Origin of the sequence: Corynebacterium breve, from assembly GCF_030252165.1 — a bacterium.
Taxonomy (GTDB): domain Bacteria; phylum Actinomycetota; class Actinomycetes; order Mycobacteriales; family Mycobacteriaceae; genus Corynebacterium; species Corynebacterium breve.
This window is the reverse complement of sequence record NZ_CP126969.1, coordinates 2360545-2385093: the sequence shown is the minus strand read 5'-3', so window position 1 is coordinate 2385093 and position 24549 is coordinate 2360545. Positions and strand designations below refer to the sequence as shown.

General features: G+C 59.5%; 21 protein-coding genes and 2 pseudogenes. 5 read left to right on the top strand and 18 right to left on the bottom strand.

What is annotated here, in order from left to right; genetic code table 11:
* Positions 1-5: 5 nt before the first annotated feature.
* Positions 6-992 carry a bile acid:sodium symporter family protein gene (locus QP027_RS11410; protein ID WP_284824940.1) on the bottom strand — a complete coding sequence of 329 codons (987 nt, stop codon included), beginning with the start codon at positions 990-992 and terminating at the stop codon, positions 6-8.
* 39 nt (positions 993-1031) lie between these two features.
* Here QP027_RS11410 and QP027_RS11405 point away from each other — a divergent pair, with 39 nt between their 5' ends.
* Entirely contained in the window at positions 1032-2117 is a 1086-nt protein-coding gene (locus tag QP027_RS11405) for an NADH:flavin oxidoreductase/NADH oxidase (RefSeq protein WP_284824937.1), read from the top strand.
* A gap of 119 nt (positions 2118-2236) precedes the next feature.
* On the opposite strand, the gene QP027_RS11400 is transcribed toward QP027_RS11405, so the two are convergent.
* The 13 genes and pseudogenes from QP027_RS11400 to QP027_RS11340 all read right to left on the bottom strand — a co-directional run bounded on the left by QP027_RS11400 (position 2237) and on the right by QP027_RS11340 (position 15230).
* A complete protein-coding gene (locus QP027_RS11400; RefSeq protein ID WP_284827042.1) occupies positions 2237-2581 on the bottom strand; it encodes a Rieske (2Fe-2S) protein in 345 nt (114 codons plus the stop codon).
* 40 nt (positions 2582-2621) lie between these two features.
* Entirely contained in the window at positions 2622-4211 is a 1590-nt protein-coding gene (locus tag QP027_RS11395; RefSeq protein ID WP_284824935.1) for a hypothetical protein, read from the bottom strand.
* Positions 4208-5082 (bottom strand): annotated as a pseudogene (locus tag QP027_RS11390) (ABC transporter ATP-binding protein). Before QP027_RS11390 ends, QP027_RS11395 begins: the two are co-directional and overlap by 4 nt.
* Entirely contained in the window at positions 5079-5891 is an 813-nt protein-coding gene (locus QP027_RS11385; RefSeq protein WP_284824933.1) for a MerR family transcriptional regulator, read from the bottom strand. The pseudogene QP027_RS11390 and the gene QP027_RS11385 overlap by 4 nt, the downstream one beginning before the upstream one ends.
* A 52-nt stretch (positions 5892-5943) precedes the next feature.
* Positions 5944-6483 (bottom strand): hypothetical protein, encoded by a 540-nt coding sequence (locus tag QP027_RS11380; RefSeq protein WP_284824931.1) that lies wholly within the window; start codon positions 6481-6483, stop codon positions 5944-5946.
* Between the two features lie 84 nt (positions 6484-6567).
* The gene (gene trpA / locus QP027_RS11375) at positions 6568-7410 is read right to left on the bottom strand and encodes a tryptophan synthase subunit alpha (RefSeq protein ID WP_284824929.1); all 843 of its coding nucleotides are present in this window, start codon (positions 7408-7410) and stop codon (positions 6568-6570) included.
* Between the two features lie 3 nt (positions 7411-7413).
* Complete coding sequence (gene trpB, locus QP027_RS11370; protein ID WP_284824927.1) at positions 7414-8655, bottom strand: tryptophan synthase subunit beta; 1242 nt, start codon at positions 8653-8655, stop codon at positions 7414-7416.
* A gap of 18 nt (positions 8656-8673) precedes the next feature.
* The gene (gene trpCF / locus QP027_RS11365; protein ID WP_284824925.1) at positions 8674-10095 is read right to left on the bottom strand and encodes a bifunctional indole-3-glycerol-phosphate synthase TrpC/phosphoribosylanthranilate isomerase TrpF; all 1422 of its coding nucleotides are present in this window, start codon (positions 10093-10095) and stop codon (positions 8674-8676) included.
* Positions 10088-11115: pseudogene (gene trpD, locus QP027_RS11360) on the bottom strand (anthranilate phosphoribosyltransferase). The gene trpCF and the pseudogene trpD overlap by 8 nt, the downstream one beginning before the upstream one ends.
* A gap of 5 nt (positions 11116-11120) precedes the next feature.
* On the bottom strand, positions 11121-11756 hold the full coding sequence (locus tag QP027_RS11355; RefSeq protein ID WP_284824923.1) for an anthranilate synthase component II: 636 nt from the start codon (positions 11754-11756) through the stop codon (positions 11121-11123).
* Positions 11753-13318 carry an anthranilate synthase component 1 gene (locus tag QP027_RS11350; protein ID WP_284824921.1) on the bottom strand — a complete coding sequence of 522 codons (1566 nt, stop codon included), beginning with the start codon at positions 13316-13318 and terminating at the stop codon, positions 11753-11755. The genes QP027_RS11355 and QP027_RS11350 overlap by 4 nt, the downstream gene beginning before the upstream one ends.
* Positions 13319-13607: 289 nt before the next feature.
* Positions 13608-14066 carry an SdpI family protein gene (locus QP027_RS11345; protein WP_284824919.1) on the bottom strand — a complete coding sequence of 153 codons (459 nt, stop codon included), beginning with the start codon at positions 14064-14066 and terminating at the stop codon, positions 13608-13610.
* Between the two features lie 45 nt (positions 14067-14111).
* The gene (locus tag QP027_RS11340; protein WP_284824917.1) at positions 14112-15230 is read right to left on the bottom strand and encodes an ABC transporter ATP-binding protein; all 1119 of its coding nucleotides are present in this window, start codon (positions 15228-15230) and stop codon (positions 14112-14114) included.
* Between the two features lie 222 nt (positions 15231-15452).
* On the opposite strand from QP027_RS11340, the gene QP027_RS11335 reads away from it, so the two are divergent.
* The 3 genes from QP027_RS11335 (at position 15453) to QP027_RS11325 (ending at position 19397) form a co-directional block, all read left to right on the top strand.
* The gene (locus QP027_RS11335; protein ID WP_284824915.1) at positions 15453-16730 is read left to right on the top strand and encodes a dicarboxylate/amino acid:cation symporter; all 1278 of its coding nucleotides are present in this window, start codon (positions 15453-15455) and stop codon (positions 16728-16730) included.
* Positions 16731-17101: 371 nt separating this feature from the next.
* Positions 17102-19003: a purple acid phosphatase family protein gene (locus tag QP027_RS11330; protein WP_284824913.1), complete on the top strand. Its 1902-nt coding sequence runs from the start codon at positions 17102-17104 to the stop codon at positions 19001-19003.
* A 73-nt stretch (positions 19004-19076) separates the two neighbouring features.
* Complete coding sequence (locus tag QP027_RS11325) at positions 19077-19397, top strand: Rieske (2Fe-2S) protein (protein WP_284824911.1); 321 nt, start codon at positions 19077-19079, stop codon at positions 19395-19397.
* Here the strand turns inward: QP027_RS11325 and QP027_RS11320 are convergent.
* The 4 genes from QP027_RS11320 to QP027_RS11305 form a co-directional block, all read right to left on the bottom strand.
* Positions 19381-20169: a metallophosphoesterase family protein gene (locus QP027_RS11320; protein ID WP_284824909.1), complete on the bottom strand. Its 789-nt coding sequence runs from the start codon at positions 20167-20169 to the stop codon at positions 19381-19383. The two genes, QP027_RS11325 and QP027_RS11320, sit on opposite strands and share 17 nt — an antisense overlap.
* Before the next feature lie 159 nt (positions 20170-20328).
* Positions 20329-21195: a MaoC family dehydratase gene (locus QP027_RS11315; protein WP_284824907.1), complete on the bottom strand. Its 867-nt coding sequence runs from the start codon at positions 21193-21195 to the stop codon at positions 20329-20331.
* Between the two features lie 6 nt (positions 21196-21201).
* Entirely contained in the window at positions 21202-22587 is a 1386-nt protein-coding gene (locus QP027_RS11310) for a 3-oxoacyl-ACP reductase (protein WP_284824905.1), read from the bottom strand.
* Positions 22584-23834: an acetyl-CoA C-acetyltransferase gene (locus tag QP027_RS11305; protein WP_284824903.1), complete on the bottom strand. Its 1251-nt coding sequence runs from the start codon at positions 23832-23834 to the stop codon at positions 22584-22586. The genes QP027_RS11310 and QP027_RS11305 overlap by 4 nt, the downstream gene beginning before the upstream one ends.
* A gap of 87 nt (positions 23835-23921) precedes the next feature.
* Between QP027_RS11305 and QP027_RS11300 the strand changes: the two genes are divergently transcribed.
* Complete coding sequence (locus tag QP027_RS11300; RefSeq protein ID WP_284824901.1) at positions 23922-24548, top strand: TetR/AcrR family transcriptional regulator; 627 nt, start codon at positions 23922-23924, stop codon at positions 24546-24548.
* Position 24549 lies beyond the last annotated feature (1 nt).

Below are 24549 nucleotides of genomic sequence, written 5' to 3'. Positions count from 1 at the left end.
CCTTTCTACGCGTGTGCAGCTTCCGCTGCTTCTGCTTCGCGTCCGTAGCGGGCAGCGAGCCAGGAGCAGATCATCAGCTGAACCTGGTGGTAAATCATCAGCGGCAGGATCAAAAGACCAAGGCTAGCCCCTCCGAAAATCACCGAGGCCATTGGGAGGCCAGTAGCCAGAGATTTCTTCGATCCACAGAACTCGATGGCGATGACATCCGCGCGCGGGAACCCAGCCTTGGCCGAGATAAACCGGGTAAGCCACAGCATGAACGCCACCAGCGCCGCCGAAAAGACGATGAGGAAAACGATCTCGCACACCTTCACCGAGGTCCACACGCCAGCTACCATGCCCGCCGAAAACGCCGAATACACCACCATGGTGATTGACCCACGGTCCACAAGCTTGGTCGCCTTGTGTGCCGCCGCCCCCGCCACCCACGGCACAATCTTGCGCGCGATCTGACCTAAGACAAATGGCAGCAACAGCAAAACAGCGATGTCGATGAACACCTGGGTATCCACACTCACGCCATCTCCGGCGCCCATCACGAGCATCACCAGAAGCGGGGTGAGAAATACTCCGGCCAAATTCGACACACTCGCCGCCACAATTGCCCCGGACACGTTGCCCCTAGCTATCGACGTAAACGCCACCGACGACTGCACCGTCGATGGCACAAGTGTCAGATACAAAATTCCTTGGTACAGCTCGTGCGAAATCACCGCGGTCAACGGATACAAAAGCAGCCCGACGATGGGATAGGCCACGAAGGTAAAGCCCAGGATTGTCAGGTGCAACTTCCAATTAGTCAACCCTCGCAGCGCTTCGGTCGTCGACAAGCGAGCGCCATAAAGGAAAAAGAGAAATGCGATAGCAATGTTGGTGGCAAGAGCAAACCATTCGGCGAATTGTCCACGTGCCGGAACGATGATGGCCACGATGACAGCCATGATAATGAGCACGATCAACGGATCGGGCTTTTTCAATCGGGAGAGCATGCAGCACAGTCTACGTTTTCGCATACTAGGGTGGAACCCATGACGACAATCAAACTTGCACAACCCATGACACTTCGGGAACTCACGGTGCGCAACCGCGCATGGGTACCGCCAATGTGTCAGTACCACGTCTTCGCGCAGGACGGCGTGCCGGAGGACTGGCACCTAGTCCACTACGGGGCGCTAGTCGCAGGGGGCTTCGGTCTGATTATCGCCGAGTCCACTGCCGTCGTGCCAGAGGGCCGCATCTCCCCGATGTGTACCGGTCTGTGGAACGACGAGCAGACCCAAGCATGGAAGCGCATCGTCGACTTTGTCCACTCCGAAGGCGGTGCCATGGGCGTGCAGCTGAACCATGCGGGACGCAAGGCATCCACTGTCCCACTGCGCCCGGGCTTGGGGCGTGGCACTGTTCCCGAGGACGAGGGAGGTTGGCAGACCGTTGCCCCCTCCCCGATTGCTGCGGATGGCCAAGACGTGCCCCGCGAGCTCACCCTCGAAGAGGTACAGGCGATCCCAGGACAGTTTGCCGCTGCGGCTCGCCGGGCAGTCGAGGCCGGCTTTGACACCGTGGAGCTCCACGCGGCGCACGGCTACCTGCTTCACCAGTTCCTCTCCCCTGTGACTAACAAGCGTGACGACGATTATGGCGGTGCATTCGAGGGTCGAACTCGTTTGCTGCTTGAGGTCGTTGATGCAGTGCGCGCGGAACTTCCCGCCGGCGTGCCTTTGTTGGTTCGCCTGTCGGCTACTGACTGGTTGCCTGAGGGCGAGGGTTGGGACGTGGAGCAGTCGGTGCGCTTGGCTGAGTTGCTGCTCGAGCGTGGTGTCGACCTGATGGACATCTCCACCGGTGGCAACGTGGCCGCGAAGATCCCGGTGGGGCCCGGATATCAGGTGCAGTTTGCCGACGCAGTGCGAAAGACCGGAATGCCGACCGCTGCGGTGGGCCTGATTACCGACGCGCCGCAGGCTGAGCAGGTGCTAGCCGACGGTGCGGCCGATGCGGTGTTGATCGGGCGCGCTGCGCTGCGCAATCCTGGTTGGGCGACCAACGCGCTGCACGAGTTGGGCGTGGATTCCGCTGATTTGCCGATGGCTGGGTCGTATTTCCGCGCCTGGTAGGTGTGGGTTTGGTCGAACCCGAATTGCAGATCCCGAACGCCCTGGATGGTGGCAAGGTGCTACCAGTTCTATCCAGGGCGTTCGGGGTTTGTCGTTCGGAATGTAGCGGGACGGCCGAGTTACTTCGCTGAAACGGTGTCGCCTTCTACGGTTGCTTCAGCCGGATACATCGGATCGCGAGCTGGGCCTTCTATCACCGAGCCGTCTACGATGCTGAACACCGAGTGGTGCGCTGGGCAGACCACGGTGTCGCCGTCGACCCCGGTGATCTTGCTGTGCTGGTGCGGGCAGTCCGAGGAGTAGGCCACGAATTCGCCTTCGGTTGGCTGGGCGATGATGAACTTGTCCAACACTACAGCGGATCCAACGGGGACTTCGGTCTTTGCTACTTCTTCGGACGGGGCCTCGCCGCAGGCAGCGAGGAAAGCACCGGCAAACGTGGTCGCGGTGCCGAGGAGGAACATTCGTCGTGAGCAAGTCATAGTCTAATTATGCCCCACTGAGCTAGCGGATTTCCCGACGTTGGGCACTAATCAGGCCCGCGATGTTGAGCACAAAGCCGATCGTCAACATCAGAGCCGGGATCCACCACTCGTCGGTACCGGGCGTCTGTGGGTGGCCTAAGGGCGAGAGATCGATGAGCCACTCCGGCAGCTGGAGGATTTCGCCCATTAGTGTGACAGCCGCCGAAAATGCCAGCGGCGCCCAGGCCCATTGGGTGCCAAGTGGAGCAATGCCTACGATGGCTACGGCGATGCCGGTTAACAACACCGCGGGGGCCAATAGCGACCAAGAGGCCTGAGCAAGAGACGTGTAGTCCTCTCCCAGAGTGGAGTCTTGGGTATATAGACCAAAGGCACCTGCGGAGTGCATTACCGCGACCATCACGACCAGCGATGCATTTGCTACCACGGCAGTTGCCCCAAGCGGTACCCAACGACGCAATCCGGTGGAGCGCTGGAGATCAGCCGTCCGGGTGAGTTCCTCTCGTCGATAAGCGGTCACCTGTTGGATGCCTGCCGCCGCGATCGTGATGGTGACCATTTGGCAGATGTAGGCGATGAATGCCTCGAACGCGTCGGTGCCGCCGAGGAGGTCGCGGAAGACTTCGCCGGTGGTGTCGTCGCCGCCGACGAGCTCTGCGATGTCACCCGAAAGGGCCAGCAGGATCGCAGACGTGATCGCGATGATGACAAGCCAGGCCACCAATCCCCCGCGGGTGAGTCGCCAACGCAGGTGCAAGGGTCCGTGAACGGGTTTCGAGCGCGGTGCCCTGTGCGGCAGCCGTGCGATGCCGGTTGCGTATTCGCGGTGACGTTCCAGGGCGCCCGTGATGAGCATCAGGCCAAGGCAGATCCCGGCGGCGATGGCTGCGTTGCCAAAGTTGTCGTCGGTAAAAGCGCTGATGAGTTCGCGCCAGCCGAGCGGGCTGAACCAGTTGAGCCAGGAAATATCCTGGGTGTCCGCAATAATTCGTATTCCATAGGAAATCGCAACCGTCATGAGGGCGGTTTTCCCGAGTGCCGCGCCGTCGCTGATGAAGCCCAATACTAGCTGGGCGAGGAGCATTGACCCCGTGATGGCCAGGAATTGGGTGAGGCCGAATGCGATGGAGCCTTTGGTGGTGATTTCGTCGATATGAGTTTGGAGCGCGATGAGGATGCCGGTGGAGCCGAGCCCGACGATGAACGCGGAAATGATCCCCGTGAGTGTGGCGGCTGCCCAGGGGGCCATGCGCGGTGTGCCTGTCGAGCGGATGAGTTCGGCGATGGCGGTGTATTCGCGTCGGCGGTGGATGTCCACGATCAGCAGCACAACCATGATGGAGCCGAGTAGCCCGACCCACATGGCAGCCTCCCACGTCGTCATTTGTCCGACCGTGCCCGGTTCTCTGATCAGACCGTAGATAGCCCGGGTGCCCGTGTTGTTCTGCATGCCTTGGACAACGCCTTGGCGCTCATCGAGAGTTGGATAGTAGTCGAAGTATGCAAGAGGGAAGACGAGCACAATAGCGAGCAACGGGACAATCCAGGCCAGAAGAAAGCCCCGCTTCAGCCGCAGGTTGAATGTGGTCAGGGTCCAAACCGATTTCATTGTGCTGCACCCTTTTCGTAGTGGCGCATAAAGATCTCCTCGAGGCTCGCAGGCTGTGTCGTAATGTCGGTAGCTCCTGCCGCCAACAGTTCGCGAAGCGTATCCGGCACCGCCTCCCTCTCCACCGTCAGCGTTGTCATCCCTTGCTTGTCGACGACCCCCCTCTCCCCGAATGTTTCACGTGAAACATTGGCGCTAACCGTATGGGACGACAGGTGACGTAATTGACGAATTGATCCGCTCTCACCACCTGTCCCAATTTAATCACTGTGACATAATCGCAAAGCTTCTCCACTTCACTCATGATGTGGCTCGACAAAAGTACCGAAACGCCGTTCGAATTCTCGCGCTCCACCTGTTCCACGAATACCGCTTCCATGAGTGGATCGAGTCCGGCAGTGGGCTCGTCGAGGATGAGTACCTCCGCACCAAACGACATTGCGGCGACAAGACTCACTTTGCGACGATTGCCCGTGGAGTAGTCCCGGGTCTTCTTCCTGGGGTCGAGATCGAACGCATCGATGAGTTCCGCTTCCCTCCTTTTGTCGGAGGGAATGCCACGTATTGACTCTAGGGCCCGCAGTGTCTCGAATCCAGTAAGCGTCGGCCACAGGGCAACATCGCCAGGAACATCCCCGATTCGCTTGAGAACTTCTGGGTGCTTCCGCGGGTCGTGGCCCAGAACCCGGACCTCGCCTCGAGAGGGGTGTAGCAATCCGAGCAGTGTCCTGATCGTCGTTGATTTACCTGACCCGTTCGGACCAAGAAATCCGTGAATGGTGCCCTGCTTCACGCTGAGATCGAACCCATCTAGCGCGGTGAAGGAACCAAACTTCTTCACAACATCGTTGACTTCAAGGACGGGATTCATGCTTCTGCCTTTTCCGATGTTTCACGTGAAACATCTTTAGTGGTGTGGGAGTCCATGTGCTCAAGAAAGCGCTGAATACACATGCGATGATGTGGGTGAGGAAACACCGAGAACAGCAATTTACTCAGCCCAGGTATGCGCAACATCCGCGCAACGGCCAGACTCCATTCAGTTGGTGACAGGCCCCAACTGTGATCAAATGTGTCGTGGTACCGCTCAAGGCCAGTTGAAATTAACGCTTCCGCTTCCGACTCAGATACCTGCGGGAGCTCGGCGAAAAGGGCATAGAGATCGGCTGTCGCTTCGAGCCGCGCTACTGACATGTTGGATAACCACCCTTCCAAAACCAAGCCCAAGCTCGGGATTCCGACGACGACTTCTGCTGCGCGGCGCTCCATGTCCACCAAAGGATGAATTGAATCATCAGTGCGGGCGTACACCTGACGATAGAATTCGTCGAGGCGCGGGCTCCGGTTGACACGAAACTCCGCGGGGTCGGTGTTTGCACGTATCGTTGCTAACCGCTGCTTCTGAAGCTGCAACTCCGTGATACGAGCGTCGATCTCCGCTTCGGCTGCTGCACACTGGGCTTCGAGGTTGCCGGATGATTCGTCGAGAATCTCTTTTATGGCGGTCAAAGCGATGCCGGACTCGGCGAGTGCACGGATTCTAACCAAGCGTACGGCGTGGTCGAGGTCGTAGTCGCGCACTCCCCGATTCGTCGGTACGGGCAGTAGCCCTATGTGGTGATAGTGGCGAATCGCCCAGACTGTGGTGCCCGTGAGATCCGCAAGTTCTTTGATTTTCATGGTCTCCACTTAACTCTGTGACGTAGCGTCACAGTCAAGCGTAGACCGAAAACTACTTCAAAGAATCGGCGAAGCTAGCTAGCACGCTCTTCCAATGAGTCTTCATCTCGTCGCGAGCGTCGTCGTCGGGAAGCTTGTCGTGCTGCGTGGCCAGCTTTGTCTTGGCGACACCTTTGGCGCTGCCATCATTGCACACCACGTTCACTCTCGTGCCATCGGAGAAGTTCGCCCGCCAGTACCGCCACTTCTCTGTGGCGCTTGACGACGACTCCCCTTGCAGCGGGGAAGGAAGAGCCTCAGGTGTGTCCGCCATGTAGGCCACAAACTTCTCGAAGACCTCGGTCCACTCCCCCGGGATCGTCTTCGATGCGTTGGCGTTGAAGTCGCCGGTGCAAGTCTGGCCGAGGGCTCGCCTTCCGATCTTGCGCTCGACCTCAACGGCGATGCTTTGCGCCCACCACGCGCTTGCCCCGTTTTCCTCGGCGATGCGTGCCATCTCTTTATGGGGAATGTCGGACAGCGATCCCTGCTGGCCGATGATCTCCATCCAGGCCTCAAGATTCTTCCCGGTGGCTTTCTCAAACTTGTCCATGACAGCAATTATGCCGGAACGTGAAAGGAGCCGATGTTTCACGTGAAACATCGGCTCTTATGGGATCATGTGGTCGTCGCCAAGCTAGCGTTTAGTCGCTGCCTTCATCGACTGCACATACTCGGTCAGTTCCGCCTTGAGGGCGTCCATGTCGGTGACGCGGCCAGGCTCTGGGTGGGAGCCCTCGACGTACTTGTTGACGATCTTGGTGATAGCCGAGCCGGTAATCGCACCCGTAGCGCCAGAGTCGAGCACCTCAGCCACGTGCTCGGGCGTGGAGATGCCAAAGCCGACCAAGACCGGTGCACCGCCGAGCGCTGCAGCCTCGGTGACGACGTCGGCAAGCCCGAGTGGCTCGGCGACGGTTTCAGTACCAGTTACACCGTCGCGGGACACCGCGTAAATGTATCCCTTGGAATGAGCAGCGACACCCGCCAGCGTCTCTTTGGACGCCTGCGCAGGAGCAATGAAGATCGGGTTCACACCATGCTTCTCAGCTGCGTCGGTGAACAGCTTAGATTCCCGGACAGGAACATCTGGGAGCAGGATTGAATCGGCACCAGCTTCGTGGAACTCTTTGTAGAAGCTATCCACGCCGCGCACGTAAGGCACGTTGGAGTAGATCAACATCCCAATTGGAAGGTCCGGGTACTTCTCGCGCAAGACGCGGACCTGGTCGATCGCCTTATCCACGGTGGCGCCACCATCGAGCGCGCGGGTGTGAGAGATCTGAATCGTCGGACCGTCGGCGATTGGGTCTGTAAACGGAACACCGAGCTCGACTGCGTCAGCGCCCGCATCGACAACAGCAGAGACGATCTCGATAGCCTCCTCCGGGCTTGGATCGGAGAGCATGATGAACGGAACGAAGGCTCCCTCGCCCTTTTCCTTGAGCTCGACGAAAGCCCTATCGTAACGATTTGTCATGGCTTAGTCCTCCTTTAGGACGTAGTCAGGGTTGTCCTCCAAGGTCCGGCGGACGTGGTCTACGTCCTTGTCGCCACGGCCGGACAGGGAAACGAGGATCTTGATGTCCTCGCCATTCGCCTCGGCCTCTGCGGCGCGCTTCAGCGCATATGCAAAGGCGTGGGAGGACTCGAGGGCTGGGATGATGCCTTCACGACGAGACAACATCTGGAATGCCTCCAAAGCCTCCTGGTCGGTAACTGGAACGTACTGTGCACGGCCGGTCTGCGCCAGGTGCGCATGCTGCGGGCCTACGGCCGGGTAATCCAACCCAGCGGAGATGGAGTAGGATTCCTCGATCTGACCGTCGGCGTTGCGCATGAGGTAGGACTTGGTGCCATGAAGGATGCCGACGTGGCCCGCCGCAATCGCCGCGCCGTGCTTGCCGGAATTCATGCCCTCGCCCCCTGGCTCGGTACCGACAAGTTCCACGCCTTCGTCATCGATGAACTCGGCGAACATGCCAATCGCGTTCGATCCGCCACCCACGGCGGCGACGACGACATCCGGGAGGCCGCCGGTGCGCTCGAGCATTTGCGCCTTCGCCTCTTCGGAGATCACGCGGTGGAACTCGCGCACGATGGTCGGGAATGGGTGTGGGCCCGCCGCGGTACCAAGCAAGTAGTGGGTGTCGTGGAAGGTGGCGCTCCAGTCGCGCAGCGCTTCGTTCACTGCGTCCTTCAAGGTGCCGGCTCCGGAGTCGACTCCGACTACCTTGGCACCCATTAGCTCCATGCGGTAGACGTTTGGCTGCTGACGCGCCATGTCTTTCTTGCCCATGTAGATGACGCACTCCATGTCCAGAAGCGCGCAGACAAGGGCGGTTGCGGTGCCGTGCTGGCCCGCGCCGGTTTCCGCGATGATGCGGTGCTTGCCCATCTTCTTTGCCAGCAGGGCTTGGCCGATCACCTGGTTGGTCTTGTGAGCACCGCCGTGAACCAGATCTTCGCGCTTGAGAAAGATTCGCGCGTGCTTCTTGCCGTCGGGGAGGTTGAGGCACTCGGTTAGCGGGGTCGGGCGACCGAGGTAGTCGCGCAGGATGGCGCGGTACTCAGTCATGAACTCTTCATCATTCCACGCATCGACGAAGGCCTGCTCCAGCTGATCGAGCGCAGGGATAAGGGACTCGGGGACGAACTGTCCGCCAAATTCACCGAAATAGGCGGGGAGAATGGTGCTGCCGCCGTCACGAGATAGATCGGTCATGTGTGACATCCTTGCAAGTTAGTAAGAGAAAGTGCGAATAGTAGAGAATGCTTCACGGATCGCTCCGGCATCTTTGCGACCTGCCCACACCCCTGCTGCTGTTGGGTACTCCAGGCCGGAGTTGAGATCAACGCCTGCGCAGCCGACGCTCAGTGCTTCCGAAAGATTATCAGTGTTCAAGCCTCCTGCGAGCAGAGCGTGCTGTTTCACAGATTCAGGGACGGTGGCCCAGTCAAACTGGGTGCCCGATCCGCCAGCGTTGGCGTCGAGCACGAGGCGATCGGTGTCGTCGATAAGCGCTTCCGCGACTGCCGCCCCGTCGGATTCCGTCATGGACACCGCGCGCCAGACTTTGACGTCCTCCCCTACCTCGGAGCGGACCTGTGCGATCAGGGCGCGCTCGGAGTCGATGGAACCCTGATAGGGTGCATGGATCTGGACTGCCCCGATACCCGGCTGAACAAGCTCAGCCCAGCCCGTGGTGCGGCGAGAGACGGCAACGTAGGACAAGCCGGGTTCGCTTGCGATGATTTTGGCGGATGTTTCACGTGAAACATTGCGCGGGCTCGCCTCCTCGAATACGAGGCCGCCGAAAACCGCACCGGAGGCTTTGGCGACCTGAGCTGCCGAAGGCTCGGTAAGCCCGCACACTTTGTTCGGGCCGTAGACCAGCTCGCGCGCAGCACGATCGATGTCGGGCTGACTGGTCAACTGTGAGCCGACGAGGAATGCGTTGGAATGCCCACCGAGGCGACGGACGGTCTCCGAGTCGCGTATACCCGACTCAGAGACGACGACAGCTTCATCGGGCAACAAGGCAGCAAGCCGCGCCGAACGATCCAAGTCAATCGACAGATCATGCAGATTGCGGTGGTTGATACCGTAGATCTTGGCACCTAGAGCGATCGCACGAGCGACCTCTTCCTCGTCGATCACCTCGGTCAAAACGTCCATGCCAAAACGCGCGGCTTCGTCGGCAAGCGCGGTGTACTGATCGTCGTCAAGCACGCTGAGCATCAGCAAAACCGCGTCGGCGCCGAAATAACGCGCGGCGTGGATCTGCACCGGATCGATGATGAAGTCCTTGCACAGCACCGGCAGGTGGGTCTCCGAGGCGACGGTCGCGAGGTGGTTGTAGTCTCCCCCGAACCGATCCGGCTCGCACAAGACAGAAATCCCGGCGGCGTAGCGCGAATAGATCCGTGCGATGGCACCTGGCTCGTAGTGTTCGCGGATCATGCCGAGCGAAGGCGACGACGATTTGCACTCCATGATGAAGTTGTTCGCGCCCTTGCCGCCCCGCGCGAGAGAATCGTACAGGGAGCGCTCGGACTGCGGAAGCTTGTCGACGACAACGTGGCCGATACGCGCCCCAATTTCGTCAATGTGACTTTTTCGACCTTGGACGATCCCCTCTAGAACCGTGGGTAGTTTAGACACCGTAGTTCGCCTCCTCGTGCTTGTGCAACCATGCCTTCACGGTACCGTCCGCCAACATTCCGAGCGCCTTGTCTACGCCGTCCTTGATGGACTCGCTGATACCAGCGAGGTAGAACATCGCGCCACCAGATGCCGCAACGGCATCGCGGTGCGCCGCTGGTCCCTCCCCGCGAACGTCGCGCGCATCGCCGCCGCGTTTTCTTCACCATTGCCTCCGCGAAGGTCCTCAAGGGTGTGGGTGCTCAGGCCGAGCTCCTCTGGCGTGATGGTGTAGTGGCTAATCTCGCCCCGAGCGTCTAGCTCCCACACCAGGGACGGGCCGTGCACGGCGATCTCATCAGTGCCAGAGCCATGGACTACGAGCGCGCGGGTGCGACCAAGTTCGCGCATGGTCTCGATAATGATCTGGCCCTGATCTGGGTTGGCAATGCCCATGAGCTGGAACTCCGGGTGCGCAGGCGATAGAAGCGGACCCATCGTGTTGAACAAGGTGGAGACACCCAGCGCCTTGCGCACTGGCTGCACAAAAGCCACTGCCGGGTTGTAAGCCGGGGCAAATAGGAACGTGAAGTTGGAGGCCTCGAACTGGCGCACGGCGCGGTCTGGGTCCAGATCGAGCGGGATGTTCAGGTTTTCCAGCACGTCCGCCGACCCAGATTTGGACGAAACTGATCGGTTGCCGTGCTTGACCATCTTCACGCCACCTGCGGACGCCAGAAGTGACGCTGCAGTGGTGATGTTGATGGTGTTGGCACCGTCGCCGCCAGTACCAGCGGTGTCCATGAGGCCCTCGCCGGTGATGGGGAAAGGACGCCCCGCGTTGAGGAACGCCTTGGCAGCACCGGCAACATCAGCGAAAGTTTCGCCGCGAGTGCGCACCGTAGCCAGTAATGCGGCGATGTGGACGTCGTCGTAATCACCGATGGTCAAAGGAGTGAAGGCCTCGATGGCCTCCTCCAAGGTTGGGTTTTGGTTGTCTAGGAATCGCTTCAGAATTTCGAGGGAATTGTCGCTTGCCACTTGGGTTAGCCTTTCTTAAGTACGTTCAATAGTTGGTCAACACAACGGTTGAGGATTACAGGTCCTTGGGGGGTCAATACCGACTCGGGGTGAAACTGCAGGCCAATGGCGTTTCCATCAGTAGTTTCGGCGGCCATGACCACGGGGCCGATCTCCGATTCGATGGTCGCGAGCGAACGCATGCCCGCAGGAACGTCAGTGGCGCCGAGCGAGTGATACCGCGCCACAGGGACCGCTCGTCCGACGATCTCCGGGGTTTCCGGTCCCGTGTCCACTGCCAAGTCGGCGAAGACGGGGTGGGAAACGCCGTCGTCGGTAAGCATCATGGCCTCTGAAGTGCCGTGCACGGGTCCGCAGGGGCGCACCTTCCCACCGAAATGCTCGATCAGTGCCTGGAATCCGAGACAGATGCCCAGAATCGGGATGCGACGCTGAATTGCCGTGGCGATCAGATCCATCATGCACCCTGAGTCGCGCGGGTAACCGGGGCCCGGCGAGAGGATGATCAGCGAAGGATCGGCGGCCAGCACAGTCTCCACCGAAACGCTGTTGCGGAAGACTGTGTAGTCGTAGCCGTGAAGCGCATCGACAAGGTTATAAACAAAGGAATCCTGGTTATCCAGCAATACGATGCGGCTCATCGGACTACCTCCAGCTGTGCGTCGGCGGCCAAGGCGAGCGCATGCAGCACGGCGTAGGCCTTATGTAGGGTTTCGTCTGCCTCGGATTGCGGGTTGGAGTCGCGGACAACGCCCGCACCTGCCTGCACCGCCGCTACGCCATTAGCGACGAACGCCGAGCGGATAATGATGCAGTTGTCCATATCGCCGTTGCCCCGCAGGTAGCCCACAGCTCCGCCGTAGGAACCGCGACGGTGCTTCTCCACCCCGCGCAGGAGTGCGGTCGCACGCAGCTTCGGCGCGCCCGTGAGCGTGCCCATATTCATGCAGGCGCGGTAGGCGTCGAGGGCATCGAGGTCGTCGGCAAGCGTGGCCGTGACACGTGAAACAAGGTGCATGACCCGCGAGTAGCGATCCACCTGCAGCAGGTCCTCGACTTTGCGTGTGCCAGGCACGGCCACGCGGGCCATGTCGTTGCGTGCAAGGTCTACCAGCATGGTGTGCTCGGCGATCTCTTTGGCGTCGGTGCGCAGCTCCAGCTCCATACGGATATCGAGCTCATCATTGACCGTGCCGTCGGCGTTCAGGCCACGCGGGCGCGTGCCCGCGATCGGGTACAGCTGCACCTGCCTGCTTTCCGACGAGAACTTGAGGTTCGATTCCGGCGAGGCACCGAAAAGCTCATACGGCTTGCCCGCACGGTCGAGACCACGCACGTAGAACATGTACGGCGACGGGTTGGTCTCACGCAGGTGGCGGTAGGCGGCAAACGCATCGAGGCATTCCGCAGTAAAGGTGCGCGCCGGGACCACTTGGTAGATGTCGCCGTTGTAGATGTTGCCCTTTAGCGCCTCAACCTGCGCGCGGAATTCCGCATCGGGGATATCCGCGGTGACAGTCAGTACCGAGGACGGATTCTCGGTGGTCTCGTATGCGTGCTCATCGTCCGGTTGGGCGGCATCGATACGGGCGGCGTAGTCGTCGACAAGCTCGGAGAGGCCGAGGGACCCGGTGGCATCGACGGCGCTCAAGTGCGCGGTCTGGGTCTGGTGGTCGATGGTGAGCACGACCTCGGCTAGCACAAACTGGTAGTCGGGGTAGCTATTGGCGGATTCTGCAACCTCCGGGAGCGTTTCGAACGTCTCCAAGTAATCGAAAGCCATGCCTCCGCCCAGCATCGGCAGCTCGGCATCTTGATAACCGGCGTCGCGCGTCAATTTGCGCAAAACCTCGGCGGAGCTGGTCGCGGTGAGCCGTTCGCGCTCATCGGCGGCGTCGGAATCAGGAAAGGTATAGGTGCGGGGCGCGGTGCGGAAGTCGGCCAACTGCTCGTCCAGGCGTGCGGCGAAAATTTCGCCTGACGCGGTCAGCGGCTCCACAGTGACGGTCGGGCCGTTGCACGTCACGCGTAACGACGAAACGATGATCGCAACGGACTGCAAACCCGAACGGGTCGTGATATCTGCGGACTCCAGCAACACGGAATCGGTTGCTTGCGTCCCGCCGATATGGGCGAACAGGTTGGAGGCGTTGGCGTGATAGCGCACGTCGCGGCGGTACACGGTGGGCGTGAAGTTAGCCATGGTCTCCTCCCCTAGCAAAAGGTGTGGTCATCAGCACTCTCGATTTCTTGTGCGCGTCTTCGCGTTCTTGGCTTCGAGGGTATTTGCTGGGAAGTGCCAGTAAAAAAGACCCGCGTCGCTTCGAATTCGAAGCCGGCGGGTCCGGTTATTTTTGGTAGATCAATCAGGTGGCCCGCCTACGCGCGCCACCACCACTGCATTCCCTTAAGCGGGGAGTGAGAAATCTTGATCACGGAACAAACAATAAGTCTAGTTGTCCGTATGCGCAAGCCTTGCAGTGATATTTATTCTATTTTTCGGAGGATTGGTCGTTGTCGTCCGCCTTGGAAGCGGCCTTGCGCAGGGCTCCCAGATCCACCTGCGGGGCGGGTTCTTGCTGTTCGGGCTGGTTTTCAGCCGCAGAGCGCGCCTTGTCGATCAGAATCGCAGCGCGTGCACCAAAGTTTCCACCCACGGAGAGGAAAACGATCGCCAAAATCACCGCGAGGGCGGGCGCGATCCACACCCAGCCGGACGCGATGAACGCAAACGCAGCCCCAAACAAGAGCGCCACTGCGGAGAACAGCCAGAACGGGCCCACGACCTTGTGGGCCTGGTTCCACGTGGACTTATCCTTGCGCACTTCAGGTATGCGCAGTCCGATGACATTATTGCCTGGAAGCTTGCCCGCGGTGGCCATGATGGCCGGGATAAGCAAGCCGATGCCGAGCACGATCAAGATGATGCCGACGATGAGATTAGCGGTCATACCTGCTCATCCTAATGCCGGTGCTGCTCAGCCCACGAACCGGCTTCAGCCGAGTCGCTCGCCCGTCGCCGGAGAGAACGTATGCAGCCCGCCCTCGCGCACGCGAACATGGACGACCTCGCCTGCTGCCGGCGCAAGGTGTGGTTCCGCGCGCAGCACGATCTGGGAGGCGACTTGGTTCTCCCCGACACCGCGCCACTGCGCTCCCGCAAGGTGGCCGTACAGATAGGAATCAGAGCCGAGTTCCTCCACGAAGTCGATCTCCACTGGGATCGTATGCTCCTCTGTCTCTCCCACCAGCTCAATCGACTCCGGCCGGAACCCGATGATGATCTCGCCTTGGTCTTCGGGGGTGAGTTGTTGAGCGGCCGAATCGTCGATAAGCACCGAAGCGGGCCCTAGCTTGGCGACGACACCGTCGACGTCGAAGCGCCCTAGGTTCATTGCGGGCGAGCCGATGAACCCAGCGACGAAGACGTTGTTCGGGTGGTTATAAAGCTCGCGCGGGCTGCCGACCTGCTGCAATACACCGAAGTTAAGCACCGCGATGCGGTCGCCCATCGTAAGGGCCTCGGTTTGGTCGTGCGTGACATACAAGGTGGTCACGCCCATCTCGCGTTGCAGGTGAGCGATTTGGGTACGGGTTTGGACGCGGAGTTTTGCGTCGAGGTTGGAAAGTGGCTCGTCCATGAGGAACACCTGCGGGCGGCGGACGATGGCGCGGCCCATGGCGACGCGCTGGCGTTGACCACCTGAGAGGGCCTTGGGCTTGCGGTCGAGGTACTCGGTGAGATCGAGGGTGCGGGCGGCTTCTTCGACGCGCTCGTTGATCTCGGCCTTATCCATGCCGGCGAGTTTCAGGGCGAATCCCATGTTGTCGCGCACCGACATGTGTGGGTAGAGCGCGTAGTTCTGGAACACCATGGCGATGTCGCGTTCTTTTGGTTCCGCGCGGGTGACATCCTTGTCTCCGATGAGGATGCGGCCTTCGTTGGTCTCTTCGAGTCCCGCGAGCATGCGCAGTGCTGTGGACTTGCCGGAGCCGGAAGGTCCGACAAGCACCAAGAACTCTCCGTCTGCGATCTCCAAGTTGAGTTTGTCCACGCTTGGTGAATCTGCGCCCGGGTAGATGCGGGTGGCGTTGTCAAAAGTAACGCTAGTCATTATGTGTTCCTCCATCGGCAGGTACGTGCCGAACGATCCGTAGTGGGGATGATTGTGCAACCACGCTAACACTTCTCGTGGGGGGCTGCGGGTGACTTATTCCACATGAGTTATGCCACTGACGGTTAGGTCAAATGGGTAGTTGTGGGCGAAAATGAACAAGTTGGGCGTTTCGAAGCCCATGAAAGTTCCTGTCTCCCGTACCCGTGAAAGCATTTTCCAATGAACTTCAAAGTCATCGCGAACTCGCTGCTTTTCAAAGTAGTGCTTGCGATCATTCTCGGTATCGTGTGCAGCCTCTTTTTCCCAGTGTGGCTCGCGCGCGTATTCGTAACCTTTAACGGCCTCTTCGGCAACTTCTTGGGCTTTTTCGTCCCAGTGCTGATCTTCGCCCTGATCACCCCGGCGATCGCTGGCTTGGGCCGCGGCGCCGGCAAATGGCTCGGCATCACCACCGGTGTGGCTTACGGCTCTACTATCATTTCCGGCCTGATCGCCTACGGCCTGTCCGTGGCGCTCTACCCTTCCATGCTTGCTGGACAAGAGCTCATGACCAACGTTGACGATATTGACGAAGGCGCCCTGGCACCGTACTTCAACGTGGAAATCGCTCCACCGTTTGAAGTGATGACCGCTCTTGTCCTTGCATTCTGCGTGGGCCTAGCGATGACCGTGGTCAAGTCCAATACTCTCTACGCTGCATCCCGCGATCTTGAGCGCGTCATCATGAAGGTCATCGAAGTCTTCGTGATCCCGCTGCTGCCGATCTTCATCTTCGGTATCTTCCTCAACCTTGGCATGAACGACAACCTTGGTTCCGTCATGATGGCGTTTGGCAAGGTGCTTGTGCTGGCTGTTGTCATGACGCTGGTCTACCTGCTGATTCAGTACATTATCGCAGGAGCAATCGCTGGAAAGAATCCATTCGTCGCGCTGAAGAACATGTCTCCTGCCTACTTCACCGCCCTGGGAACTTCTTCCTCCGCAGCGACGATTCCAGTCACGCTACGCTCCGCGAAGCGCAACGGTGTCGACGATAATGTCGCAGGTTTTGTAATCCCACTGTGTGCGACGATCCACCTCGCTGGCTCCATGATGAAGCTGACGCTGTACGCGTTCGCCATCATCTTCATGACCAACATGGATGTGTCTGTCGGCCTGGCTATCGGCTTCATCCTAATGCTGGGCATCACCATGATCGCGGCACCTGGTGTCCCAGGTGGTGCCGTTATGGCTGCTACTGGTCTACTTGCTTCCATGCTTGGTTTCGACGAGAGCATGGTCGCACTGATGATCGCAGCGTACATCGTCATCGACTCCTTCGGTACCGCAGCGAACGTCACCGGCGACGGCGCGATCGCAATGATCATCAACAAGTTCGCCGCTGGGCAGATCGACGCAGTTCGCGACGAAGATATGAGCGACGATTTGATGTACTCCACCAAGTCGGATTCGATCGACCAGTCCCGTAGCTCGATGGGATCTACTGCTGTCGAATAAACGCTCATGTTTCACGTGAAACATTGAAAGTTCACGTCGCTTGAACCGCTTCCCGTTACTGGGGAGCGGTTTTTCGTCTGAGCGATTCCACGTCGTTTTGCTGCTTAGTCCTGCAGGAAAGCTGTCAAAAAATCCTGTTGAGGCGCACGGTGGCGCTTCCGCTTTTGCGGGCGCGCATTGGAGTAGGTACAAGGCGCGGTGCCCATTACCTGGCCAGATAATGCTCAACTCGTCAAGGTGGGACATGTCTGGTTGGCCAAGAGTTCATGTTGTGTGGACAACAGGTTTACCGAAAATTAGGAGTTTCATGTGAATGTGAAGAATGTATCTTGCACATACATCAAGCTTTACTGATTCAAAAGGAAACTCTCGTGTCTAATTGGTCTAAGAAAACCAAGATGATCGCGGCATTAACTGCATCCGCGCTCATGTTTACCGGCCTTCAAGCACCGTCCCATGCGGACACCAGCGTGCAGGCGCAAAGCTCCATGTCCAGCAGCTCCGATCTCTTCGGATCTTCCACTTGGGGTTCCAGCTGGGACGCTACGCCGGAAACAACTAGTCCTGAAGTACCGGCTGAAGAAATTGATCCTGTCTACGGCGAAAAGAACGGCATGGACCTGATCGAACTGCAGGACACCAAGCCTGAGGTCGCTCCGGTACCTGTAAACAACCAGCCGAACCGAATCGCGATGAACCTTCCAGAGGACCCGACTACCGCGATGTCCTTCAACTGGTTCACAACCGACGCTATCGCGGACTCCGTCGTTCTGGTTTCCACGAACGAAAACATGTCCGGCGCAGTTGAGTTCACAGCGGAGACCACAGAGATCGTTTCTGAATACGCTGAGCGCGACGCAGACGGTTACTACATTTACGCTGACGTGACGAAAGACGAAAAGGGCAATTTCATCGTCGACGAAAACGGTGAGCCAGAAGAAGTTCTCGGGTACTTCACTGATGAACAAATCACCCGTGAGAACTCCCAGTGGACCGCACAGGGCAGCGGCCTGGCATACCTCGGTCTGCAGGAGGTTGTCGAGCATTCGCACAAGGTAACTGCGGACGGCCTAGAAGCGGACACTCAATACTACTTCCAGCTGGGCTCCCCCACAGAGGGTCTCTCTGAAGTCGGCTCTTTCCGCACCGCAAGCGAAGAGGCTGATGGTGTTCAGTTCATCCACTACACCGACACACAGAACGCCTACTGGAACGCCAACGTTAACAACGAAGCAGCGTACGGCGCGGACACTTTGGAAAAGGCTCTTGAAGTTGCGCCAGAGGCAGACTTCGCCGTGCACACCGGTGACTTCGTCGAGATCGCTCAGGTTGAAGACGAGTGGGTGGACAACTTGGATATGTCTCGCGAATCGAACATGAACTTGCCACACGCTTATACGCCGGGTAACCACGATGAGTACGGATTGCGTTACACCAACGAGCTTGATCTCACAGCGTTTAATGACCACACCAACGTTCCTGTCACCAACGACAAGATCAATGGCGGTTCTTACTACTCGTTCGACCACTCTGGTGCTCACTTCGTTGTTCTGAACACCAACGACAATAAGAAGTCCGAGGACAACCCAGATGGTGGCGCCATCGGTACTGAGCAAATGGAGTGGGCCAAGCAGGACATTGCAGAGGCTCGCGAAAACGGTGCCGACTGGATTGTTCTCGCGTACCACAAGCCTGTGTACTCCGCTTCATACCATGCTTTGCAGGACTCGGACGTGCAGGTAACTCGCGAGGAGTTCGTCAAGATCGCTGACGAACTTGGCGTCGATGTTGTGCTTCAGGGCCATGATCATAACCTGACCCGTACTAAGTCTCTTGTCTACACCCCGCACAACTTCTCTTACGGCGAAGTTGAGGAGACTGAGAAGACGATCATCGATGGGGTTGAGTACCACGTGAACCCAGAGGGTGTCACCTACGTCATCCCGAACACCTCGGGCACCAAGACCTACGACGCGATCTACCAGAAGGGGGCGGATCACGTGGCTAAGGTTCGACCACGTTTGAACTGGATGACACCGGAAAACATCAACCACTGGAACAGCCTGTTCGATATTGCTGAGCAGCCAGAGAAGTCCCCGAAGTTCGAGCATAAGCACGACAACTACCGCCAGTCTGAGCAGCAAACCTTCGCGGTCTACACAGTTGACGAAGATACTTTCAAGATCGAGTTCTACATGGTTGAAGGTGATCTGCACGGTGGCGAAGAGCGCACCGTCACTCTTCGCGACGCTTACGGCATCGCAAAGCAGTAAGAATTCCAAACATATGCACTAGGGCTGGGAGGTTTCCCAGCCCTGCAGCCTTTTCTGGACTAAAGTCAGGGCCATGATCTTTGCTGCCAAGGTAAATGACATCGAATCCGGCCGTGCCGTAAAAGTCGCAGGCACCGCAGGCGACATCGCAGTATTTCGCGACACCACAGGCGACTTCTTTGCCGTCGACGACAAGTGCGCTCATCTTGGCGCGTCACTTTCCCAAGGCACCTGCGCCGATGGAGTCGTCGAGTGCTGGCTCCACCACGGTCTGTACTCCCTCTCCACCGGTGAGCGGGTTAAGTACCCCGCCTCAGGGTTCCTGCACACCTACGACATCGAAGTGCGCGACGACGAAATCTGGGTCAACCCCGAACCTAATCAACCCGCATAACAGGAAAAGGCCACGGCCGCTTCGGCCCCGGCGGATGCTTCTCAAACGGGTACCCGAGCGACACATCAACGTGGCTTACCCCATCCACCCTGGTCTCCAGCGGAATGTGCAAATGTCCGTGGATCACCATCCGCGCGTGGTACTTCACCGCCCAATCCCTGGTCAACTCGGTGCCACACCAGAGCGCGATGTCCGGTTCCCACAGTCTGTGCGTCGGCTCAACCACCAACGGCCAGTGGTTCACCAGCACGGTTTCCCCTTTGACCGCATTGAGGCGATCCACCGAGTATTCAACTCTTTCCGCACACCACCTCTCGATGTCAACATAAGGCGCGATCGCAAATTCGTCGTCAAGCACTACCGTGGCCTGCGCCACCGCCTGTTTTGCCGTAAGCCCCAGCGGGCGGAACGAGTAGTCGTAGAGCGTAAACAGTGGGCAGATCGTGGTGTTACCGAAAACCGGGAACGGATCCTCGGGCGTGACCACCCCAATCGCGCGTAGCGCCCCAACCAGCGCCCGGTACCGCGCCTTGCCATTTATGCGCTCTGACCTGCGGTTAAACAGCTCGTGATTGCCGGGCACCCAGATCACTTTGGCAAACCGCCGCGTGAGAGGTTCCAGTGCGCGCGTGACATCGGGGATACGCTCGGCGACGTCGCCGGCCACAATCAGCCAGTCCCCAGGGTCTTGTGGCATGAGCTTATCGACGATCGCCTGGTTCTCCGGGAACGTCACATGCAGATCGCTCGTGGCCCACAAGGTGCGCGTCATAGTTGGCTAGTCTAGTTCAACCTCGGTGGCTGGCGCTCACGGCTGAGGCCGCCTCTCCGCGAAGGCGAATCCCACAAGGCGAATCGGAAAAGGCGAAGTTCGCCAATTCGCCCTGTAGGCGCGGGCCGACACCGCTGCAACGGCACAGACGACCAACACTTACACCGGTCGGCCCATCTCGCGCTCCGACAGCGGGCGGATATGCCCAGCTAAGTGCATCTTTCCATCATCGCTCACAACGCCGTACCGCTCACCATCGCGGAGAAAGTGCACCGTAGAAGGCAGCGCAACCGGCTTGGAGAACTGCACGCGCGTCTCGTAGGCATCGGGTAAGTGGTCCTCCTGCGCGGCGAGCGCCCAGGCGTGGGTCCACATGCCGTGGGCGATGGCAGATTTGAACCCGAACATCTTCGCCGAGGCCGCCGAGAGGTGGATTGGGTTGTAGTCGCCGGATACTTTGGCGTACTTGCGTCCCAAATCGGCCCCAAGCTGGCGAGAACTAGCAGCCTCCACTACGGGGAGCTCCTCCTGCTCGACTTTATGTGGTTGACCAGGCACTTCATATCCAGGAATGAGGTAATCGGAACGGCCGGCCCACACCAGTTCCTTGTCCACCATGATGGTTCCGTTCATGGTCACAATGGTGCCCCTCCGATGCGGGTACAGCTGCCCTACCTGCACACACAGGAACAACTCTTCGTCGATACGCACGGGGCGGAACTGACGCATCTGGTTGGCCACGTGCACTGTGCCCAGGATGGGAAACGGCCAGTCGCGGCCACCCATGATTTCGGTTTGCAGCGGGAAGGTTTGCACATGCAGCCATGTCGACGGCACAAACTCGCTTCGCGAGAAGCCGCAGATGTCCTGGTAGGTGGCGAGCTTCGCCAAATCCTGCTGGAAGTCTGTCGTGATGGCACCCTCTACGGGCGCCCCCGACCAAGCAGGTTTGCGGCTGGCGGTTGGTCGCAGAGCCGTGGCGAAAAACTTCGCCTGACCCGCTATCTTCTTCAACTTGCTAGACATAGCATCCTACTTCCCCACCAGGTTTTGTCCGCACACCCGGATGGTTTGTCCGGTGACACCACCCGAAGCCGGTCGCGCAAGGTACGCGATGGTTTCGGCGACGTCGACAGGGCGGCCACCCTGGCTCAGGCTATTGACGCGTCGGAAGATCTCGCGGTTGATGTATGGGATCTCGGCGGTCATGTCAGTCTCGATGAATCCGGGCGCGACAGCGTTGGCCGTGATCCCGTGACCCGCGAGTTCGTCGGCAAGCGATTCGGTGTAGCCGATCACACCTGCTTTACTCGCGGCGTAGTTGGTTTGTCCTTTGTTTCCGGCAATTCCGCTTGTCGACGACACGCCGATGATTCGGCCCCCGCCGTTAAACCCGCCGGCAAGATCGCCTGTCAGAAGATCCTCGTTGATGGCCATTTCGGCCTTGAGGTTGATGTCGATGACTTGCTTCCACATCACTTCATCCAGGTTGGCGAGCATTTTGTCGCGGGTGATGCCTGCATTGTGGATGATGGCCCACAGGTTGGCGCCGTCGCCGTGGACGGACCGGATATGTTTGGTGATCGTCGCCGCGGCACCCGGAGACGTGATGTCCAGTTGGAGCGCGGATCCACCGATCTCCACGGCGACCCGCGCCAACGACTCCCCTGCCGCGGGCAGGTCAACGACGACAACCGTCGCGCCGTCGTGGGCGAAGGTACGCGCGATGGCCTCCCCGATCCCGCGGGCGGCGCCGGTGACGACGACCACGCGATCCTCGAAAGGCCGGGACTCATCGGCAATGTCAACCGCCGCAGGCCCGACGACCCACGTCTGACCGGAGACAAACGCGGAGCGTCCGCTGATCAGGAAGTTCATGGTGGAAGCCAGATCGACAGGCGCAACATCCGGGCGAACACGGATGAGATTGGCTGTGGAGCCAGCGCGGAGTTCCTTGGCTACGGTTCGCATGAGCCCATCGAGAGCCTCAGCGACGGCGCGCGCCTCATGATCCACAGCATCCGCCGGGTGTGGGCCAACAAGGATGACGCGGCCGGATTTCTCCAAGTCACGCATGCCGGGACGCAGCACGGCGCGGATCTTTTCCAGGTCGTCGAGGCGGGTCATATCGGTGGCATCGATGACGATCGCGCCGGGGTTGTTGTCATAAGAAATGACTCGTTGCTTGCCCTTGTCGTCGACGGTGCGGGTGGAGGGATCGTCGAGAAGCGGGGCGATGCCGGATAGACCGACGTGTTGGAGTGTGCGCTGCGCAAGTGTCGACGAGCCGGCGGCGAGCACGATCTTGCCGGCGGGCAGGACATCGCCGCGACGTAGTTTCGGTGGTTCTTTGAGTCCCAGCTGCTTGGTGGCTAGGCGGCCGGGGCCCGAGGTCAGGATGGATTCGAGGATGTTCATGATACTGCCTCCAAGATTGCGACGACTCCCTGCCCACCTGCGGCACAGATCGACACCATGCCGCGGGTGCCTGGGCCTTTTTCGTGCAGGCGCTTGGCCAGGCTTGCGACGATACGTGCACCGGTGGCGGCGAACGGGTGACCTGCGGCGAGCGACGAGCCGTCGGGGTTGATGCGTTCAGTTGGGATGGTGATGCCTTGCGCTTCGAGGGCCTTCAGGTGACTTAAGACTGTGCCGGCGAAGGCCTCGTGGAACTCGAAGATCTCAAAGTCCTGCGGGGTCAGTCCGTTGCGTTCGAGCAGCTCAGGGATGGCGTAGGCCGGTGCCATGAGCAGGCCGTCGGTGCGCGGATTACCTTCGACGAAGTCAACCGCTGCGACCTGCGCGTCGACGAAGCGAGCCAGTGGCTGCCAGCCACGGGCGCGGGCGGTGTCCTCTTCGGCGAGAAGAACCGTGGCAGCGCCGTCGGTCAGTGCGGTCGAGTTACCGGCGGTCATGGTGTTGCCGAAGACTGGTTTGAGGCTGGCGAGCTTCTCCAGAGTTGTTTCCGGGCGAAGAACGTTATCCCTGGTCAAGCCATTGAAAGGGGTGACTAGGTCGTCGAAGAAGCCACTGTCCCAGGCTTTGGCTAGGCGCTGATGGCTGTTGTACGCGACCTCGTCCTGGGCCTCGCGGCTAATGCCCCACGCCTCGGTGGTGACGGCCTGCGAGGCACCCATGGACTTGCCGGTGCGTGGCTCGCCCGACGAAGGCGGGCTAGGCACCAGGTGTTGCGGGCGGAGCTTAGCCAGCGCCTTGAATTTGCCCTGCGTGGTGCGTTCGCGGCTGAGCTGCAGCAGCACCTTGCGCAGCCCTTCGGACACGGCGATGGGGGCGTCGGAGGTGGAGTCCACTCCCCCGGCGATTGCGGTGGTGGCCTGGCCGAGGCGGATCTTGTTTGAAAGGTAGATCACTGCCTCCAAGCTGGTTGCGCAGGCTTGGGTCAGGTCGACGGCTGGGGTGTGAGGGTCAAGCGCGGTGCCTAGGACGGATTCGCGGGTGAGGTTGAAGTCTTTAGAATGCTTCATCACCGCGCCGGCTGCGACTTCGTCGATTTTTTCGCCGGCGAGTCCGTAGCGTGCAACAAGTCCGTCAAGTGCGGCTGTGAGCAGTTGCTGGGTCGACGCAGCGGCGTATGCGGTCCCGGACTTAGCGAAGGGGGTTCGGTTTCCCCCAACGATCACGGGGTTCCTTAGGGTGTCTGACATGGTGTTTCCTTTTCGCAATGAGGGTTTACATAAGGTTTATGTGATCTAGACTACACTATACCGAAAGTTTCTGATACCCTGAGTTTCATGAAAAGTACCGCAGCCCACAAAGATGGTCGCTCCACTCGCTGGGAAAAACACCGCAAAGCGAAGAAGGAGCAGCTCCTTACGGATACCGTGCGCGCCATTCGCAAGTACGGCGCCGGCGTGCGCATGGAAGAAATCGCTGAGGTAGCGGGCACATCCAAGGCCGTCTACTACCGGCATTTCACCGATCGCGCCGGGTTATGGTCCGGTGTTGTCGCCCGCACGGTCAACTACATCTACCGCAACCTGCCACTGGAGCCGAGCCCGGGCACACCACTTCCCCAGCTGGTTACCGACCTCGCCGACACGTACCTGACCTTGGTCGATCGCGATCCCGAGATCTACGCCTTTGTCACCACCACTCCCGATGCCGCCATCGCTACTGCGGACAGCGACCCGGTGGTCACCTTGACGGCACAGATCGCCGAACGGCTCGCACAACTTTTGGAACAGCACGGTTTCGACGACAGTGCCGACATCACAGCTCAAGCCATCGTCGGCGCGATCTGGGCGACTACTGATCGATGGATCGTTACCGGACGCAGAAAACCCAAGGAGGACATCATTTCCACGCTGAACGAGATTTTCACCCCATACCTGTCCCAACACTCTCAACGGAAAACTTAGA